Raw genomic sequence first — 16,708 nt, forward strand, 5'->3', positions numbered from 1 at the left:
AAGCGGCAGGTCAGCCAGGTGTCATTAATTTATTTCCCAATAAAAGAAAGAAATGAATAACAGACAGAAGAATCAGCAGGAAGTCATCCTGTTTATTAGCGGGTTGTATTGAACCAGATTCATCGTATTTAATTTTGAAACATTTTGTACTATAAGCACGGAGGAAATTCATGAGCATGAGAGAAAAGTATCAGTCCCTGGCATTGGCAGATCTTAAGGAAATTGCCAAGTCAAGAGGAATCAAGGGCACTTCCGGAATGAAGAAAGCGGACATTATTGAGGCAATGGTGGCCCTTGATGAGGAAGCGGAAGGAAGGCCCGGCACGCCGGTCAGGACGGAAGAAAAGGGAGACGCTGCAGACAAGGCTGCGGCTGCGCCGAAAAAGAGCCGGAGCAGGAGTGTGTCTGAAAAGCCTTTGGAAAAGACTGCCCCGGAGAAAAGGACGGCAGAGAAGCCTTCTGAAGTGAAATCGCCAGCGGAAAAAGAAGAAGAGGCAGCGCCTGCGGAAACGGCAGGACAGGCAAGGGCGCAGAATGTACAGCAGGCGGCACCTCAAGTGCAGAATGCAACCCAGGCACAGAGCGCGGCACAGTCCCAGGCGGTAACGCAGCCGCAGAGCGCCTCACAATCACAGCAGGCGAATCAGTCCCAGACTGCTTCCCAGAACAGAACGGCGGAGCGCGGGACGGACAGGAAACCGATGCGCCGGAATACGCAGAACGAGAATGGCAGCCGCAGGAACTACGGTAACCAGGAGCAGCGGAGTACAAGAACCATTATTACGAATAATAACGATAATCGTCAGAATACCGCGGGATCACAGCAGGGTGAACGCACCTATAACGGAGAACGCAGCGTTCCCCAGAACAGAAGCTATAATACGGAACGCGCGGAAAGCAGCCAGCAGGATAATCCGATGCCGGTTCAGAATGTAAATGATGACGACAAGTTCCCATCAGAGCTGGACAGCGGAGTTGCGGCGCATGGTATTCTGGAAGTAATGCCGGACGGCTACGGATTTATCCGCTGCGCCAATTATCTTCCCGGAGAAAACGATGTTTATGTGGCGCCCAGCCAGATTCGCAGATTTAATCTGAAGACGGGCGATATCGTAGAAGGCAATACAAGGATCAAAACCCAGAATGAGAAATTCAGCGCGCTTCTTTATGTGAAATCCATCAATGGATATTCTCCGGATGTGGCGGCGAGAAGATGTAATTTTGAGGACATGACGCCTATTTTCCCGGAGGAAAGAGTCCGCCTGGAGCTGTCACGCTCTTCAACGGCCATGAGGATCATGGATCTGATGAGCCCTGTGGGAAAAGGGCAGAGAGGTATGATCGTATCTCCGCCTAAAGCTGGTAAGACAACGCTGCTCAAGCAGGTTGCGCAGTCCGTAAAAGTAAATAATCCGGACATGCACCTGATCATCCTTCTGATTGATGAACGGCCTGAGGAAGTTACGGATTTCAGGGAAGCAATTGAAGGACCGAATGTGGAGGTTATTTATTCCACATTTGATGAGCTGCCTGAGCATCACAAAAGAGTCTCCGAAATGGTAATCGAACGGGCGAAGCGTCTGGTAGAGCATAAGAAAGATGTCATGATCCTTCTGGACAGCATCACCCGTCTGACCAGAGCCTATAACCTGGTAATCCCGCCCAGCGGAAGAACTCTTTCCGGCGGTCTTGATCCGGCAGCCCTGCATATGCCGAAACGGTTCTTCGGCGCGGCCAGGAACATGCGCGGGGGCGGAAGCCTGACCATACTGGCTACGGCGCTTGTGGATACCGGAAGTAAAATGGACGACGTTATTTATGAGGAATTCAAGGGAACCGGCAATATGGAAATCGTGCTGGACAGAAAGCTTTCCGAAAGAAGAGTATTTCCTGCCATCGATATTCCCAAATCAGGCACCAGAAGAGAAGATCTGCTGCTTACCCCGGAAGAACTGGAAGCCATCGGTATTCTGCGCAAAGCGCTTAACAGCCTGAAGCCGGAAGAAGCTGTGGATAAGATTCTTGATATGTTCGCACGTACAAGAAATAATGCCGATTTTGTAAATCTTGTGAAAAAAATGAAGTTTATCTGATATCCGGAATTACTGTCAGGCAGAAATATTGCTGTTTTTTTGCTGCTTTTTGCTTATTTTTACTTGCATTGACAGAAAAGCTATGCTACAATTAAAAAGCTGTTTACAGGTTAATCTGTATCCGGCGGCCGAAAGGCAAGTGGATGAGAACGAAATAACAATAAGGGAACACAATAAATAGAAGAGGTGAAATCATGAAAGAAGGAATCCATCCTGGATATTACCAGGCAACAGTAACCTGCAACTGCGGAAACACATTCGTAACAGGTTCTACCAAACCGGAACTTCACGTGGAAGTATGCTCCAAGTGCCATTCATTCTACACAGGCCAGCAGAAGGCTGCTCAGGCTCGTGGACGTATTGACAAGTTCAACAGAAAGTACGGCGTGGAAAACAAATAAGAGCTGCGAAAAAAGGTTGAGGTTATTTAATCTCAACCTTCTTTTTCATATATATACCGCGTAACTGTTCAGTATCCCTCACAGTTACTGTCCCGCACCAAATCCAACACAACCCGTAAGGGAGGAATTAATATGAGTAAAAAGAACTGCGGACACTATTCCGGCATCGGCGGTCAGGCCGTTCTGGAAGGCGTCATGATGAAAAATAAAGATGAATACGCCGTAGCAGTCAGAAAGCCGGACGGAAACATCGAAGTCAAGAAAGAAAAATATGCCGGAGCCCTGGCCGGCAGCAAGCTTACAAAGCTGCCGTTTGTCAGAGGGGTTTTTAATTTTATAGATTCCCTTGTGCTGGGAATGCAGACTCTGACCTATTCCGCCAGCTTTTACGAAGATGATGAAGCGGAAGAGACCAAAACGGACAAGCTGCTGAATAAAGTAACCAAAGGAAATGCGGAAAAGGTATTCATGGGATTTACGGTAGCCTTCTCCATTGTTCTGGCGGTGGCGATTTTTATCGCACTTCCCTATGGAATCAGCCTGCTGTTTCATTCCTATGTCAGGAATGCTTCTCTTCTCGCCATTCTGGAAGGCGTGGTGCGTCTTGCCATTTTCCTGGCATATGTGGCCATTATCGCTTCCATGAAGGATATCAGAAGGGTTTACCAGTACCATGGTGCGGAGCACAAATGCATTAACTGCCTGGAAAAGGGGCGTCCTCTTACCGTCAAGGATGCAATGAGAAGCTCCAGGCTCCATAAAAGGTGCGGAACAAGTTTTCTTTTGTTTGTCATGCTGATAAGCATTATCCTTTTCATGTTCATCCGGGTGGAGAACCCTGCGCTCAGGCTTGTGGTCAGGATTCTTCTGATTCCTGTAATTGCCGGGATTTCCTATGAAGTAATCCGCCTTGCGGGAAGAAATGACAATGTAATCATCAATCTGATTTCAAAACCCGGAATGTGGCTTCAGAAACTGACCACCAGAGAACCGGATGAAAGTATGATTGAAGTGGCGATTGCCTCTGTAAATGCGGTTTTTGACTGGAAGGCATATCTGAAGGAGGAATTCGGGTATGAAGTGGATGAGTCATGGCTGATGGAGGATGAACAGCCGGAGGATTTCGATGAGGATGAGGATGAGGACGGGGCGGGTGACGCTTCTGATGGGAAAGAAACCAAAACCGGGGAGCCGGCACTGCAATGAACTACAGGGAATGCTATGAATGGGGCCGGCAGAGCCTGAAGGCGGCCGGAATTGAAGAAGCTGATCTGGATGCCAGACTGCTCCTGGAAACAATATGCCATACGGACAGGAATACGCTGCTGGTTCACGGGGACAGACAGGTGTCCCATGAAGAGGAGAGCGCTTATAACGACTGGATATCCAGGCGCGCCCGGCACATCCCTCTCCAGCACATTACCGGCGAACAGGAATTTATGGGGCTTACCTTTCTGGTAAACGAGCATGTGCTCATTCCCAGACAGGATACGGAAATCCTGGTGGAAGAAGTATTACGGCAGCTGACGGACGGCAGCAGAATACTTGACATGTGTACCGGATCAGGCTGTATTTTACTGAGCCTGCTCCATTATTCCAATGACTGCCAGGGGACCGGGGCCGATATTTCCAAGGAAGCGCTTGCCGTTGCCCGGCAAAATGCGGACCGGCTGGGAATACAGGCCCGGTTTGTGGAAGGGAATCTTTTTGAAAATATTGATGGAAAATATGATTTTATCGTATCCAATCCGCCTTACATTCCAACTGCCGTCATTGATGGACTGATGGAAGAGGTCAGGCTGCATGAACCGCTGACGGCACTGGACGGAAAAGAAGACGGACTTGTTTTTTACAGAAGGATACTTGAGGACGGCACTGAGCATCTGATGCGGGGCGGCGGTCTTTATTTTGAGATCGGCTTTGATCAGGGAGCTGCCGTAAAAAAAATGATGGAAGAGGCCGGGTTTCATGAGGTACAGGTGACAAAGGATTTTGCCGGACTGGACCGGGTGGTATCCGGATTTTGGTATGGGACGGACACCCTGCCACAGTAATTGTATAAGAAAAGCCGCCCGATATGCGGCTGATTATCAGGAAGGAATGGTATAAAAATGTTTGACAGGCTGGAAGACCTGCTTCGGCGATATGAGGAAATCATGAACGAACTGAATGAGCCTACCGTAACGGCCAACCAGGACCGGTTCAGGGCTTTGATGAAGGAACAAAGTGATTTGACTCCTATTGTGGAAAGCTACAGAGAATATAAGAAAGCAAAACAGGATGCGGAGGACAGCCTCTTTATGCTGGAATCCGAATCCGATGAAGAAATGCGCGAACTGCTCAAAGAAGAACACAGCGAAGCAAAAAAACGCATACAGGAGCTGGAACAGGAACTGAAGATCCTTCTGCTCCCCAAAGACCCCAATGATGATAAAAACGTTATTGTAGAAATCCGCGCCGGCGCCGGCGGAGATGAGGCAGCGCTTTTTGCCGCCGAAATGTACCGCCTTTACGTAAAATACGCGGAACGGAACCGTTGGAAGGTGGAAACCGTAGGAGTTGACGAAATCGGAATCGGCGGCATGAAGGAAGTCAGCTTCATGATCAACGGAAAAGGAGCCTACTCCAAACTTAAATACGAAAGCGGCGTACACCGCGTACAACGCGTCCCGGAAACCGAATCCGGCGGCCGCATCCACACCTCCACCATAACCGTGGCTGTAATGCCCGAAGTAGAAGATGTGGACGTTGTCATTGACGATAAAGACATACGAATCGACGTAATGCGCGCCTCCGGAAACGGCGGCCAGTGCGTCAACACCACAGACTCCGCCGTACGACTGACCCACTACCCCACAGGAATCGTTGTATACAGCCAGACAGAGAAATCACAGCTTCAGAACAAAGCAAAAGCATTCGCACTGCTCCGTGCCAAGCTGTATGACATTGAACAGCAGAAAGCACACGATGCAGAAGCGGAACTGAGAAGAAGCCAGATTGGAACAGGGGACAGATCAGAAAAAATAAGGACCTACAACTTCCCCCAGGGAAGGGTTACGGACCATAGGATAAAGCTGACGCTTTATAAGATTGATGATATTATGAATGGGGATATTGATGAATTGTTGGATAGTTTGATCGCAGCCGACCAGGCGGCGAAGCTCCTAAAGATGAACACCCAATAACCCTCACATCCCCGATACCCAGCCCGACGCCGTAAAAAGCCATAAGGCCCCGCTGCCTGCTTGCAGAGCAACGGGGCCTTATGGCTTTTTACAAAGCTTCGCGCAGCGAAGCGCGAGAAATCCCGCAGGGATTACTCGCAGGCGTCCTCCTTCCATCACCCTTCCCCTTCACCATCTGTCCGCCCATACAGGGGTGAGAATGCGCAGCATTCTCACCCCTGCCCAACATTACAAACCAACTTTTTATAAACTATAGATTTTACAAACTATAGATTTGACAGAATTGCCATGAAATCGTAGAATAAAACAAATGGAAAAGAGTTAACCCCTATCAGACAAACAAGACGGCCCCAGGACTGATTGAATTGGAGAAAAAATGAAATTTTACATAGCTTCAAGCCTTAAAAATTATAAACAAGTACGTGACCTTTCATGCTTGCTGAAAAGTGCCGGTTGGGAACATACCTATGACTGGACATTACATTGCCCGGCGAAAGAAACAGACGCGGAAACGCTAAGGACCATTGGTGAAAAGGAATATGAAGCGATAAAGCAGTCTGATGTTGTCATAATATTAACTCCGGAGGGGAGAGGAACTCATACGGAATTCGGTATAGCGATTGCACTAAATAAAAAAGTTTATTTATGTCACCATGATGATACATATTTTAAATGTGATGATAATACATCAACGTTTTATTGGCTTACACAAGTAGTCCAGCTTATCGGAAATACAGAAGATATTGCGAGTAAACTGCTAAAATCATACTAAACAATAATCTCATACATAATAACACCAGAAAACCATCTTCAATAAGACACCACTGAAAGGCTCCCGATTATGCAACAGTACATCCTGCAAACACCCAGACTCATCCTCAGGCCGCTCACAGCCGCAGATGCGGAAGAAGTTTTTATCTGGTGCTCGGACCCATTGGTAAACTGTTTCATGCCTTACGCCCTTTACACGAAAACAGAAGACGTACGCAGATGGCTGGAAACCGTGGAAAAAAACGAAAAACAATACGAATTTGGCTTTGTGTGCAAAGAAAATAACCGGTTAATCGGCAGCGGCGGCATAGGCCCGGCAGAAGACAATACACAGTGGGAAATTGGCTACAACCTCCGTTCTGACTGCTGGAACCAGGGCTATGCCACGGAGGCGGCAAAAGCTATGATTGACTTTGCATACCAAGAATTTGATATACATGACTTCGGCGCAAATCATGCGGTGGCAAACCCGGCGTCAGGAAAAGTCATGGAAAAATGCGGTATGCATTTTGACCATTATGGAGAATACAGCCGTTTTGACGGGAGTGAAACCTTCCCGGCAAAATTTTATAAACTTCATCTTGATTGACTTTTTGATCGATTCAGCCGGCCGGGGACTATCCTGAAAAGCCATCATATCTGCGTTTTCATTTACTCGCAGCTACGGAGCTTTCTGGGATATTCCCGGTTTTTTCATTCCCTCATTTCAAAGAGTTTGAATAGTTATGAAACATTAAAGATATCTACTGCAGAAATTAAGAATTCTATAGTAAAATATAAAATAAAACTCAACTCCACCACAGATGAGATTTTCACTGATAAACATCGTCAGAAGCTTATTTTTTTATAGAAAACGGGGACAATAACAGCAGAAAAAAGTCAGGAGGTCTCCATGAAAAAAGCAAAGGACGATAAACGTATTTCAACCATACCGGACGGCGTTTATGAGGCAGGCGTGGTGGGGCACGGCCCAAGCCATGATAAAAACAGCCATGAAAATACGCCTTCAACAGATGCCCAGGGAAACGGGTATCCCATGCATGAAGCAAAAAACAGGACAGGCAGATAACTGGCCTGTTCTCTACATAAATTCTATTTCACCCCTTAATATAAGAAAAACTTCATAGTATTGCCAGGAAATATTTGATATACTGAATAAATAGCGGATACTGTTCTGTTACGCACTTTTTTCTGAGTATTCTGAAATCTTTGTGCAACAGACATCAATGCGGCATCATACCGCGGAGAATTTTTTTATGGACAGCTGCAGTAAGGACAGAAAAAGGATGAACTGCGATATATGGCAAAATAATGGAGGAAGCATGAAATTTAAAGGAAAAGTAGCCGCCTGGTTCTGGCTGATTATCATTGCGGTAAATGCGGTATGTATATACGAACTGCTTTTTGACCCTGATAATGTGCCCATATTATTATTTTCGCTGGCTCTGTGCGATATTATTTTTATACCAATCGTTGTGCGCAACTATGTGGTAATTGAGGAAGAAAACCTGAAGCTGTTTTTCGGTTTTGGAAAGGATTCCATGCGGATTGCTGACATTGTGGAAATTAAAGGTTCCTATTGCCCGATTTCTTCCAGTGCCGCTTCTTTGGATCGTCTTTTTATCAAGGGGAAAAGACAGGAAATGGTGATAGCGGTGAAGGATAAAACGGCGTTGGTAGCTGAATTGAAAATGAGGAATCCCGCGATACGGGTGTGCAGTGTACCGGGAGTACAGTAATGAACGGCCTTTTCTATTCTGAGGCTGAAAATTGAGGGCAGAGGATACATATATGATGGAAATACAGGTTGGAGCATTGATTTTTGCGGGAATGGGGTTACTGTTCCTGCTGATTGGGATTTTTTTGATGAAAGTGTTTGGCAGGAGTAGAAAGACCGCCTCGATGGTTACCACGGCGCGGGTGGTGGATGTGGAATGCAGAAGAGACAGTGGTGGTGGCAGCACATATTATTATCCCGTATTTGAATACTATGCCGGAGGCAGAATGCAGCGGGTGGTATCGACTTTTGGAAGCAGCCCATGCCGGTATCAGACGGGAGAAGAAACGGAACTATATTATGATCCGGAAAAACCGGAAAAATTCTGGTGCGAACGCGATACAAAAATGATGAAGCTGCTTTGCGGTATTTTCATGGGAATCGGCGGGATTTTTCTTGTATTAGGCATCGTTTTTATGGTAACCGGAGCATTCTGACTGTAATGGCAGAGAAATACGGTGGAAGCAGGGAAAAAGGAAAAGCAGGGGGATAAAGGGATGGATGTGCGTATTAAAGTATTAAAGACAGAATTTTATGAGGATATTGCAGATGAATATCTGAGCGAAGGAAGGGCGGTTGGTCCGTGTCCGATTCTGAAGGAAGGGGATACATTTCTTTATAAATCCGGAGAGGAGGCAGTCATGCCGGAAGGCTTCTGCCCCTGGGCATGGGTGGACTTATACGCAGCTATTTCCCGCAGGGCAATCGATCGTGCGCCCAGGGAAGCCGGGAAGGAATACTGGTATAAGCATGAAAATAAGACAATAGAATGCTGCACTGATGGTGTGCGTCCGGTGATTTTTTTGCTGGAGGCAGTTTCGGAGGAGGAATGATGTGTATGGCAGACTGGCCGGGGAGGAAAAATGGCATCACGGCTTTTACATTATCTAATAGCATCAGAACTTGCTGAAAGGCAGGAAATAAAGGATAAGAACCGTTTTTGTATCGGTGCTTTGCTGCCTGACCTGTCGGGGCATGAGGATGGAAGTTACAATACGGCGCATTTTTGGGTGGAGCTGGAGAAAGAAAATAAAAAAGGGATTAACTGGCTTTTATTTAGAGACAGGTATGCGGAGCAGATGGAAAAAGACAGCTTATACCTTGGTTATTACTGTCATCTGATTATGGACAGTATATGGTTTTGTTCCATTGCCGACAAGTATATCAGAAATTATCCGCCGGAAATAAAAAAAGTCCGTTATAAGGCAGGATATCGGGATTATCAGAGGCTGAATTATCTGCTGGGGAAAAAATACAACCTGCGTTATAACATACGCAACATATCGATTGAAGAAATTAATGAAGTAAAGGGAGAGCTTCTTGAAAATTTTCTTAGTGCTCTGAAAGATGATATTCAATGTGCATCGGAAGCTAAAGTGGAGGAGCTTGAAATTTATAAATTGGAGCTGATGGAAGAATATATTAATAAATCGATAGCACTGTGTGAGAGTGAAATGGCGGCTTTTTTTCGGGGAGAGGAAAGAGAGCGGCCGGAAAATTATTATGTAAATATCATATAATTTAATATTCCAAAACAGTATAAATTTAATGTGGAAAAGGTGAGGAGGAAAAATGCGTTCAGAAAAAGAAATGCTTGATTTGATTATAAAAACTGCAGAAGAGGATCCGCGTGTCAGGGCGGCATATTTGGAAGGATCCCGCGTTAACCCTAACGTTCCCAAGGATATTTTTCAGGATTACGATGTGGTATATGTTGTAAACGAGACGAAATCCTTCCGTGAGGACAGGCACTGGATTGACAGATTCGGGGAACGGTTGTTTATGCAATATCCGGAAGATAGCATATATTTCAGTTCTGATGTGGAAAACTGTTATGGCTGGCTGATGCAGTTTACGGATGGAAACAGGCTGGATCTGCATGTAAGTACCATGAAGGCGGTACTGGGCAGCCTTGAAATCTATCGGATACTGGTAGATAAGGATGGTATCCTGCCGGAAGCAAAGCCGGCCTCGGATGAGATTTACTGGGTGAAAAAGCCGACGGAAGAGCAGTTTTATTTTACCTGTAATGAGTTCTGGTGGTGTCTGGATAACGTGGCGAAGGGACTTTGGAGGGAGGAACTTCCCTATGTAATGGATATGATTCATCTGTATATCCGGCCGATGCTTACCAGAATTCTGGAATGGAAAATCGGCAGGGATAACAATTTTTCCGTCAGCGTGGGAAAGTCGGCAAAATATATGAAACGGTATTTGCTGGAGGAAACCTATAAAAGGTATCTGTTAACTTATTCCCAGGCAGAAACAGAGGCTGTTTGGGATGCAGTTTTTATTATGTGCGATCTATTCAGGCAGACGGAGGAAGAACTGGCTGAGAAAATGAACTTCCATTTTGATGCGGCGGAGGCGGATAATTGCAGAGCATATCTGGAGCATGTGAGAAAACTGCCTGCAGATGCGAGGGAAATATATGAATCTTAGCGGGGCAGAAGAAATTACATCATGCAGGCTAATTCTCAGGCCGGATGAAAAGTGTAGCGGTCTGGAAACATTTATATGGACAATCTTATTAAAAGAAGGCAGAAAAATAATTGGCCATTTTAAAGCGCAATATGAGCCGGAAATAAATAAAATAACATTACAGTTTGCACTGGATGAAGTCTGGCAGAATAAGAAATATATGCAGGAGGCGCTCAAAATCCTGACGGATTATCTGTTTGAAAAGACTGATATAAACAGAGTTGAGGCTCACTGCAATGGTAAAAATAAAAAAGCTGTCGCAGTGATGCTGAAATGTGGGTATCAATTGGAAGGACAGCTGCGGCAGGCCCAGTCTTTCGGCAGTGATGGTGAAAAAACAGATATTATATGGTTTGCTCTTTTAAAAACAGATTATCTGTGCAAGAAAGCAATGGCAGATTTAACGGTGGATGGGTTAGTGATTACCAATTATAGGGAAAGTGGTGGACTGCCGTTACGGAATATAATGCGTCTTCCTGAAAAAGAAGCGTTTCTTTTGGCGGAGAGACTTTCAGCTGCTACAACTTCAAGGAATGATCGGTACGGCGATTATTTTGAACGGTATTACCAGAAGAGAGCGGCAACTGAAAAATGGCTGTATAACCGTTTCCTTGAAGGAGGCGGAAAGCCCAAAACGATGCATCCCATATATTTTGTATTAGGGGAGCACAGCGGTTTTCAGAGTTTTTTTGGAAATCAGGATAAAATCAGTATTCCGCTTAGCCATATAGATGATATGGAGGTCAGTTTTACGCCCAGGGACAGTATGCATTTGAGGAGTATGGGAATGACGGAAGGGACTGTCTGGAATAAAAAACAGTTTTTTCGTATGATTAATGATTCGGAAAAAAGCGTTGGCGAATTTATTTTTGACCTGCCTGGTCTTTTTCATAATCCCGGAAGCTATATAGAGGTACAGCTATGGAACGATGCGTATTTGGCAGATTATTTATAGGTTGGAATTGCCTACGTGGGAGGTACAATGGATATACAGTCGAAATTCGATTTTATAAAGGCCGCAGAAAAAGATATCGCAATGCTGACAGCAACGAGAATCCAGGTACTGCGGGCAGCTAATGGGCTGGAACTTTCCGTGGATATGTCTGCCGTTGAAAAAGAATCCAGGGATTACTATGAAAAAGCCCTCAGGGACGGCAGTCATGCGGCCTATCTGGTTTTTGACGCTGAGCTGTTTGTCGGGGCCGGAGGTATCAGTTTTTATCGGGTGATGCCCACCTTTCACAATCCATCGGGCAACAAAGCATACATTATGAATATGTATACGCACCCGGATTACAGACGCCGCGGGATAGCCTCAGCGGTTCTTGATTTGCTTGTGAAAGAGGCGCTGACAAGAAGAGTAGAGCATATTTCACTGGAAGCCACCTCAATGGGAAGGCCTTTATATACAAAATTCGGCTTTGTCCCGATGAAGGATGAGATGATCCTTCCTGAGGAATTTGTGAATGGCGGGAAACTATAAATAACAGGAAACTATAAATAACAGGAAATTATGAATAGAAGAAATCTATGAATGACAAAAAAATATGAATGAGAGAAAACAACAGGAGAAAGCATTTTGAGTGACAGGCCTGATTTAAAAAAAGATTTGGACAGTAAAATATTTCGCAGCTATTATTATTTGAAGGAAGAACTGGCGGCGTTTTGCAGGGCGGAGGGGCTTCCCGTTTCAGGCGGAAAAAAGGAGCTGACGGAGCGTATTGCCAGTTATTTAGATGGCGGAGAGATTATTGCGGATAAACCAGTTGCCAGGAAAAAAAGCGGGGTTGGATTTATTACCGATGATACTCCGATTGAGCCTGATTTTGTCTGCTCCCAGAAGCATAGAGCTTTTTTTGAGGAAAAAATAGGAAAAGGCTTTTCTTTTAATGTTGCTTTCCAGAAATGGCTGAAAGCGAATACGGGAAAGACCTACGGCCAGGCAGTTGACGCCTATTATCAAATCCGGGAGGAAAAGAAGAAGGGCGGGACAAATATCGACAGCCAGTTTGAATATAATACCTATATTCGTGCTTTTTTTGCTGAAAATCAGGGAAAAACGCTGAAAGAAGCCATTAAGTGCTGGAATTATAAAAAGAGCATGCCGGGACATAACCGTTATGAAAAAGCGGATTTGGAGGCTCTTGTGCATTAACCGCCTGGCTCTGGTTACGGCGGGGAAGCAAAAGGGAAGAGGAGAATATGATTAGAAAGTTCAGAAATGAAGATTTGGAACAGATTATGCAGCTGTGGCTGCAGTCCAACGTACAGGCACATGATTTTATAGAGAAAACATATTGGAAATCACATTACAGCGAAGTTAGAAAAATGATGCCCGAAGCGGAGATTTATGTTTTTGACAGCGAAGATGGAATCCTTGGTTTTCTGGGGCTGCAGGAGGATTATATCGCAGGGATTTTTGTCGGGGAAAATAATCGGGGACGCGGTATCGGCAAGCATTTGCTTCAGTGCGCCAAGCAGAATCGCGACAGCCTTTCCCTGCATGTATATCTTAAAAATGAACGTGCCGTACGGTTTTATGAGAAGGAAGGATTTCATATAGCAGGGGAACAGACTGATATAGAGACCGGCGAACAGGAATATTTAATGGAGTGGAAAAAGAAAGTACTTTGAATAAAGTTGATTCAGACGATAGGTGGGAAGGAAAAGAAATACTTCATGCCGACAGAGCTGGGAAGGGGAGAATAAAATGACACCGAATGAATATCAGAGGCTTGCAATGACCACATTGAATCCCTCTCTTGAGAAAAAGGATATACTCATTAATGGCGTAATGGGACTGTGCGGTGAAGCCGGGGAAGCGATTGATATTGTGAAAAAGCATCTGGCGCAGGGACATGAACTGGACCGGGAGCACTTAATAAAGGAACTGGGGGATATTGCATGGTATCTGGCGGAAACCGCCACCGCTTTGGATGTCAGCCTTGAAGAGGTCCTGCAGGGAAATATCAAGAAGCTGAAGAAAAGATATCCCGAAGGCTTTTCTGTTCAGGATTCAATGAAAAGGGACAGGAACGATTTGTAACCGGAAGCGCAGATTTTTACCAGGAGAAAAAAAGATGAAAAATTATCAGAGAGAGTACCCGTTGTTTTCCCTCTGCGGATTAAACTGCGCGCTGTGCCCCATGCACCTGAATAAGTATTGCCCCGGCTGCGGCGGCGGAGAGGGAAACCAGTCCTGCGCCATATTCCGCTGCGGCAGGGAACACGGCTGTCCGGAATATTGTTTTCAGTGCGGTGAGTATCCCTGTGAAAAATATGACAGTGTGATGGAGTATGATTCCTTTCTGCCTCACAGAAATATGCGCAGGGATATGGAACGGGCAAAAAGCGGTGGGATGGAAGCCTATCAGGCGGAACTGGAAGAAAAGGCGGCAATTTTGCAGGAGCTGCTGGAGAACTATAACGATGGACGCAGGAAAACCTTTTACATGCTGGCAGTGTACCTGTTGGAACTGCAGGATCTCAGGAATGCGATGGAGCAGATTGTACGTGAAACGTCAGGGGGAGGAAAGCAGGAAACGGCGAAAGAAACGGTACAGGAGATAACACTGAAGGAAAAGGCAGCGGCAGCGGTCGGATGTTTTCAGGCAATTGCCCAGGAAACGGGAATTGTTCTTAAGCTGAATAAGAAGTCTGCTAAGAAAAAGCAGGAGTAATTGAAGGAGCATATTTACTACAATATACAAATAAAAAAGTGAATGTGAAAGGGAGAAATTATGGGAATGACATTTCAGGAGGCAATTCAGCTTTACAGGGATATTTACCACAGATTTGAAAAGGTTGAGGGAAAGCCATGGGGAATAAACGGCGCTATGATAGAATTGACCAAACAGATGGGCGATTTGTCCAAATGTATTATGCTGCAGGAAAACTATTATTCCTATCAGGGGAAAAAGCCGGAGAATCTGAAAGAAAATATCGGAAATGAACTTGCAGATATTTTGGGACAGCTTATCCGGATTGCCGACTGCTACGGCATTGATTTGGAAGAGGCGCATAAGGCAGCCAGGGCAGATGAGGATATGGATCTGAAAAGACGGGGAGTCTGACAGTAAGAAACAGTATCATGATAATGATAGCTGCTGAAAAAGAGGAGGAATGCGTATGTATAGCTGGTTAAACGTGGGAAGCCTGCTTCTGGGCCTGACAGCGCTTGTAATACCGGTAATTATTATTGTCCGATATAAAAAGACGGGAAACAGAAAACAGCCGGTTTTATATGGAGCGAGTATGTGTGCCTGTGCCTTGTCCCTGTTTTTTCAGATATGCTACAGTGATCATCTGGTCAAAATTAAGGACTGGTCAGCACTTTCTGATACCTCGGAGGCGGTAGTGTCAGGGGCTCTGAATCTTCTTCTGGGGACGATATTATTTAATGTGATTGCGCTTGTGATTTGTTATGGGAAAAAGGCCGATAAAAAACAGTGATGTTTTCAGTATGTTTTAGCTGTCAATTATACCGGAATTGCGCATGATTACAGGATTTTCCGCAATATAGACATGTGAACAAGACAGTAAAATGGTGCCCGATTGGTGCCCAAATAAAATAATAACTTGCGAGAAGTTTTAAAAGATATTTTTATATTCGACAGAATCGTATTGAAATCATAGAATGCAACAATTGGTAAGGCGTTCATGCGCCTTCGGCAAATAAGCCGCATAACGACAAATGGAAATTTGCAAGGAGTATATATTATGGAATTGCGAAAAGTAGATTCTGAGAATATTTGGAAGATAGTAAAACGGAGCGTTTTTGATGAACAGAAGGGCTTTGTTGCTACTAATACAGAAAGCATACTTGAAGCTTATGTCACTATTACAGCCGGGGGAACTGCATTGCCTTTCGGTATATATGATGATGATATTTTGGTGGGTTTTATTATGTTTGGCTATGGAACAGTAGGTGATGAGGATGAGCCAATGATTGCCGCCAGTAATTATTGCCTTTGGCGCTTTATGATAGACAAGATGTATCAGCGACAGGGTTTGGGCAAAAAAGCCATGCATTTGGCATTGAACTATCTGAAAACGTATCCCTGCGGCGCAGCTGACAGCGTTTGGCTTTCCTATGAGCCGGAGAATATCGCAGCGAGAGCGTTATATAGCGCTATGGGTTTTATCGAAAATGGAGAAATGTGCGGTGATGAAATTGTTGCAGTACGAAAGCTCTAACCTACTGCCTAAGTGCAGGCGGGTATAGTATATCCCTGTTCCAGCGGTCAGAAGATAACAAATAAGGCGTTATTTTAGTTTGGGGCAATAAAAAATAATTATGAAAGCGATTGATTGGCTGAAAAGCAACGTTATCCATTGCGGAGTGTCAATGCTGACGTTGCTATACGCTGAACGTTTTTACGCAAAATAAGCAGTTTGGATGATCTGGCAGCAGGAACAGCCGGGTAGAAAGAGAATTTATAACGGAAAAGGAATATAGCATGAGAAAAGTAGTTTTGTATCTTGGAATGAGTCTGGATGGATATATCGCGGACAAAAACGGCGGTGTGGGCTGGATGGAGGAGGATGATACGGGGAGCCTGGAGGATAGCAGCTACCCGGATTTTGTTCAGACAGTGGATACCGTCCTGATGGGATATACCACCTATCATCAGATAAGGACGGAGCTTTCGCCGGATAACTGGGTATATGCGGGAATGCAGACATATGTGTTCACACATCGCAGTGAGCAGGATGAGGAGGAAATACATTTTACAGATAAAGGACCTGAAGAGCTCGTCCGACGGCTGAGAGAACAGAAAGGGAAGGATATCTGGCTCTGCGGAGGTGCTGATTTGGTGAAGCAGTTCGTGGAAGCGGACCTGGTAGATCAGTACAGGATTACCGTGCTGCCTGTGCTGCTGGGTGATGGTATCCGTTTATTTGGAGGCGGAGGCCGGCAAAGGAAGCTGAAGCTGACAGGGACAGAGTGGTATGGCGGGATGACAGAACTTATTTATGAAAAACAGTAACCGCCCGGCG

Annotated in this window: 23 protein-coding genes; all 23 read left to right on the top strand. The window is 45.3% G+C overall.

All coding sequences use genetic code 11. The features are described from left to right. The first annotated feature begins 176 nt into the window (after window positions 1-176). Complete coding sequence (gene rho / locus HMPREF1548_RS08075) at window positions 177-2,093, top strand: transcription termination factor Rho (protein ID WP_021635464.1); 1,917 nt, start codon at window positions 177-179, stop codon at window positions 2,091-2,093. Between the two features lie 194 nt (window positions 2,094-2,287). Then, complete coding sequence (rpmE, locus tag HMPREF1548_RS08080) at window positions 2,288-2,494, top strand: 50S ribosomal protein L31 (protein WP_025490513.1); 207 nt, start codon at window positions 2,288-2,290, stop codon at window positions 2,492-2,494. 132 nt (window positions 2,495-2,626) lie between these two features. Beyond that, window positions 2,627-3,700 carry a DUF1385 domain-containing protein gene (locus HMPREF1548_RS08085; RefSeq protein WP_021635467.1) on the top strand — a complete coding sequence of 358 codons (1,074 nt, stop codon included), beginning with the start codon at window positions 2,627-2,629 and terminating at the stop codon, window positions 3,698-3,700. Next, window positions 3,697-4,548 carry a peptide chain release factor N(5)-glutamine methyltransferase gene (prmC, locus tag HMPREF1548_RS08090; RefSeq protein WP_021635468.1) on the top strand — a complete coding sequence of 284 codons (852 nt, stop codon included), beginning with the start codon at window positions 3,697-3,699 and terminating at the stop codon, window positions 4,546-4,548. Before HMPREF1548_RS08085 ends, prmC begins: the two co-directional genes overlap by 4 nt. Before the next feature lie 57 nt (window positions 4,549-4,605). Beyond that, complete coding sequence (gene prfA, locus HMPREF1548_RS08095; RefSeq protein ID WP_021635469.1) at window positions 4,606-5,679, top strand: peptide chain release factor 1; 1,074 nt, start codon at window positions 4,606-4,608, stop codon at window positions 5,677-5,679. 376 nt (window positions 5,680-6,055) lie between these two features. Beyond that, a complete protein-coding gene (locus HMPREF1548_RS08100; protein WP_021635470.1) occupies window positions 6,056-6,451 on the top strand; it encodes a nucleoside 2-deoxyribosyltransferase in 396 nt (131 codons plus the stop codon). 69 nt (window positions 6,452-6,520) lie between these two features. Continuing rightward, on the top strand, window positions 6,521-7,039 hold the full coding sequence (locus HMPREF1548_RS08105; protein ID WP_021635471.1) for a GNAT family N-acetyltransferase: 519 nt from the start codon (window positions 6,521-6,523) through the stop codon (window positions 7,037-7,039). 303 nt (window positions 7,040-7,342) lie between these two features. Beyond that, window positions 7,343-7,519 (top strand): hypothetical protein, encoded by a 177-nt coding sequence (locus tag HMPREF1548_RS29895; RefSeq protein ID WP_180998355.1) that lies wholly within the window; start codon window positions 7,343-7,345, stop codon window positions 7,517-7,519. Window positions 7,520-7,772: 253 nt separating this feature from the next. After that, window positions 7,773-8,189 carry a PH domain-containing protein gene (locus tag HMPREF1548_RS08110; RefSeq protein WP_035321581.1) on the top strand — a complete coding sequence of 139 codons (417 nt, stop codon included), beginning with the start codon at window positions 7,773-7,775 and terminating at the stop codon, window positions 8,187-8,189. Between the two features lie 52 nt (window positions 8,190-8,241). Then, window positions 8,242-8,664, top strand: coding sequence for a DUF3592 domain-containing protein (locus HMPREF1548_RS08115; RefSeq protein WP_021635475.1), 423 nt, complete (start codon window positions 8,242-8,244; stop codon window positions 8,662-8,664). Between the two features lie 21 nt (window positions 8,665-8,685). Continuing rightward, window positions 8,686-9,060: a TIGR04076 family protein gene (locus tag HMPREF1548_RS08120; protein ID WP_021635476.1), complete on the top strand. Its 375-nt coding sequence runs from the start codon at window positions 8,686-8,688 to the stop codon at window positions 9,058-9,060. Window positions 9,061-9,090: 30 nt separating this feature from the next. After that, entirely contained in the window at window positions 9,091-9,747 is a 657-nt protein-coding gene (locus HMPREF1548_RS08125) for a zinc dependent phospholipase C family protein (RefSeq protein ID WP_021635477.1), read from the top strand. Window positions 9,748-9,799: 52 nt separating this feature from the next. Next, window positions 9,800-10,669 (top strand): aminoglycoside 6-adenylyltransferase, encoded by an 870-nt coding sequence (locus HMPREF1548_RS08130; protein ID WP_021635478.1) that lies wholly within the window; start codon window positions 9,800-9,802, stop codon window positions 10,667-10,669. Further along, window positions 10,659-11,663 (top strand): GNAT family N-acetyltransferase, encoded by a 1,005-nt coding sequence (locus HMPREF1548_RS08135; protein WP_021635479.1) that lies wholly within the window; start codon window positions 10,659-10,661, stop codon window positions 11,661-11,663. The genes HMPREF1548_RS08130 and HMPREF1548_RS08135 overlap by 11 nt, the downstream gene beginning before the upstream one ends. A 27-nt stretch (window positions 11,664-11,690) precedes the next feature. Beyond that, the gene (locus HMPREF1548_RS08140; RefSeq protein ID WP_021635480.1) at window positions 11,691-12,191 is read left to right on the top strand and encodes a GNAT family N-acetyltransferase; all 501 of its coding nucleotides are present in this window, start codon (window positions 11,691-11,693) and stop codon (window positions 12,189-12,191) included. A gap of 96 nt (window positions 12,192-12,287) precedes the next feature. Beyond that, a complete protein-coding gene (locus HMPREF1548_RS08145) occupies window positions 12,288-12,863 on the top strand; it encodes a DUF6434 domain-containing protein (protein WP_021635481.1) in 576 nt (191 codons plus the stop codon). 47 nt (window positions 12,864-12,910) lie between these two features. Beyond that, a complete protein-coding gene (locus HMPREF1548_RS08150) occupies window positions 12,911-13,342 on the top strand; it encodes an N-acetyltransferase (protein WP_021635482.1) in 432 nt (143 codons plus the stop codon). A gap of 76 nt (window positions 13,343-13,418) precedes the next feature. Next, window positions 13,419-13,754, top strand: coding sequence for a nucleoside triphosphate pyrophosphohydrolase family protein (locus tag HMPREF1548_RS08155; RefSeq protein WP_021635483.1), 336 nt, complete (start codon window positions 13,419-13,421; stop codon window positions 13,752-13,754). Between the two features lie 34 nt (window positions 13,755-13,788). Beyond that, window positions 13,789-14,388, top strand: a complete 600-nt coding sequence (locus tag HMPREF1548_RS08160; RefSeq protein ID WP_035321571.1) for a DUF3795 domain-containing protein — start codon at window positions 13,789-13,791, stop codon at window positions 14,386-14,388. A gap of 60 nt (window positions 14,389-14,448) precedes the next feature. Continuing rightward, a complete protein-coding gene (locus tag HMPREF1548_RS08165) occupies window positions 14,449-14,781 on the top strand; it encodes a MazG-like family protein (protein WP_021635486.1) in 333 nt (110 codons plus the stop codon). A gap of 55 nt (window positions 14,782-14,836) precedes the next feature. Then, entirely contained in the window at window positions 14,837-15,160 is a 324-nt protein-coding gene (locus HMPREF1548_RS08170) for a hypothetical protein (protein WP_051358342.1), read from the top strand. A gap of 267 nt (window positions 15,161-15,427) precedes the next feature. Next, the gene (locus HMPREF1548_RS08175) at window positions 15,428-15,904 is read left to right on the top strand and encodes a GNAT family N-acetyltransferase (protein ID WP_331491286.1); all 477 of its coding nucleotides are present in this window, start codon (window positions 15,428-15,430) and stop codon (window positions 15,902-15,904) included. A gap of 263 nt (window positions 15,905-16,167) precedes the next feature. Then, window positions 16,168-16,698, top strand: coding sequence for a dihydrofolate reductase family protein (locus HMPREF1548_RS08180; protein WP_021635489.1), 531 nt, complete (start codon window positions 16,168-16,170; stop codon window positions 16,696-16,698). Window positions 16,699-16,708 lie beyond the last annotated feature (10 nt).

Source organism: Clostridium sp. KLE 1755 (genome assembly GCF_000466465.2).
In the GTDB taxonomy this organism is placed as follows: domain Bacteria; phylum Bacillota; class Clostridia; order Lachnospirales; family Lachnospiraceae; genus Eisenbergiella; species Eisenbergiella porci.

What these genes read in the sequence shown, in the direction of transcription:
- rpmE (WP_025490513.1), top strand. Translation starts at nt 2,288, where the DNA reads ATGAAAGAAGGAATCCATCCTGGATATTACCAGGCAACAGTAACCTGC.
- HMPREF1548_RS08110 (WP_035321581.1), top strand. Translation starts at nt 7,773, where the DNA reads ATGAAATTTAAAGGAAAAGTAGCCGCCTGGTTCTGGCTGATTATCATT.
- HMPREF1548_RS08130 (WP_021635478.1), top strand. Translation starts at nt 9,800, where the DNA reads ATGCGTTCAGAAAAAGAAATGCTTGATTTGATTATAAAAACTGCAGAA.
- HMPREF1548_RS08105 (WP_021635471.1), top strand. Translation starts at nt 6,521, where the DNA reads ATGCAACAGTACATCCTGCAAACACCCAGACTCATCCTCAGGCCGCTC.
- HMPREF1548_RS08180 (WP_021635489.1), top strand. Translation starts at nt 16,168, where the DNA reads ATGAGAAAAGTAGTTTTGTATCTTGGAATGAGTCTGGATGGATATATC.
- HMPREF1548_RS08160 (WP_035321571.1), top strand. Translation starts at nt 13,789, where the DNA reads ATGAAAAATTATCAGAGAGAGTACCCGTTGTTTTCCCTCTGCGGATTA.
- HMPREF1548_RS08175 (WP_331491286.1), top strand. Translation starts at nt 15,428, where the DNA reads ATGGAATTGCGAAAAGTAGATTCTGAGAATATTTGGAAGATAGTAAAA.
- HMPREF1548_RS08150 (WP_021635482.1), top strand. Translation starts at nt 12,911, where the DNA reads ATGATTAGAAAGTTCAGAAATGAAGATTTGGAACAGATTATGCAGCTG.
- HMPREF1548_RS08135 (WP_021635479.1), top strand. Translation starts at nt 10,659, where the DNA reads ATGAATCTTAGCGGGGCAGAAGAAATTACATCATGCAGGCTAATTCTC.
- HMPREF1548_RS08170 (WP_051358342.1), top strand. Translation starts at nt 14,837, where the DNA reads ATGTATAGCTGGTTAAACGTGGGAAGCCTGCTTCTGGGCCTGACAGCG.
- HMPREF1548_RS08155 (WP_021635483.1), top strand. Translation starts at nt 13,419, where the DNA reads ATGACACCGAATGAATATCAGAGGCTTGCAATGACCACATTGAATCCC.
- HMPREF1548_RS08140 (WP_021635480.1), top strand. Translation starts at nt 11,691, where the DNA reads ATGGATATACAGTCGAAATTCGATTTTATAAAGGCCGCAGAAAAAGAT.
- HMPREF1548_RS29895 (WP_180998355.1), top strand. Translation starts at nt 7,343, where the DNA reads ATGAAAAAAGCAAAGGACGATAAACGTATTTCAACCATACCGGACGGC.
- HMPREF1548_RS08085 (WP_021635467.1), top strand. Translation starts at nt 2,627, where the DNA reads ATGAGTAAAAAGAACTGCGGACACTATTCCGGCATCGGCGGTCAGGCC.
- HMPREF1548_RS08100 (WP_021635470.1), top strand. Translation starts at nt 6,056, where the DNA reads ATGAAATTTTACATAGCTTCAAGCCTTAAAAATTATAAACAAGTACGT.
- prmC (WP_021635468.1), top strand. Translation starts at nt 3,697, where the DNA reads ATGAACTACAGGGAATGCTATGAATGGGGCCGGCAGAGCCTGAAGGCG.
- HMPREF1548_RS08125 (WP_021635477.1), top strand. Translation starts at nt 9,091, where the DNA reads ATGGCATCACGGCTTTTACATTATCTAATAGCATCAGAACTTGCTGAA.
- HMPREF1548_RS08115 (WP_021635475.1), top strand. Translation starts at nt 8,242, where the DNA reads ATGATGGAAATACAGGTTGGAGCATTGATTTTTGCGGGAATGGGGTTA.
- rho (WP_021635464.1), top strand. Translation starts at nt 177, where the DNA reads ATGAGAGAAAAGTATCAGTCCCTGGCATTGGCAGATCTTAAGGAAATT.
- prfA (WP_021635469.1), top strand. Translation starts at nt 4,606, where the DNA reads ATGTTTGACAGGCTGGAAGACCTGCTTCGGCGATATGAGGAAATCATG.
- HMPREF1548_RS08165 (WP_021635486.1), top strand. Translation starts at nt 14,449, where the DNA reads ATGGGAATGACATTTCAGGAGGCAATTCAGCTTTACAGGGATATTTAC.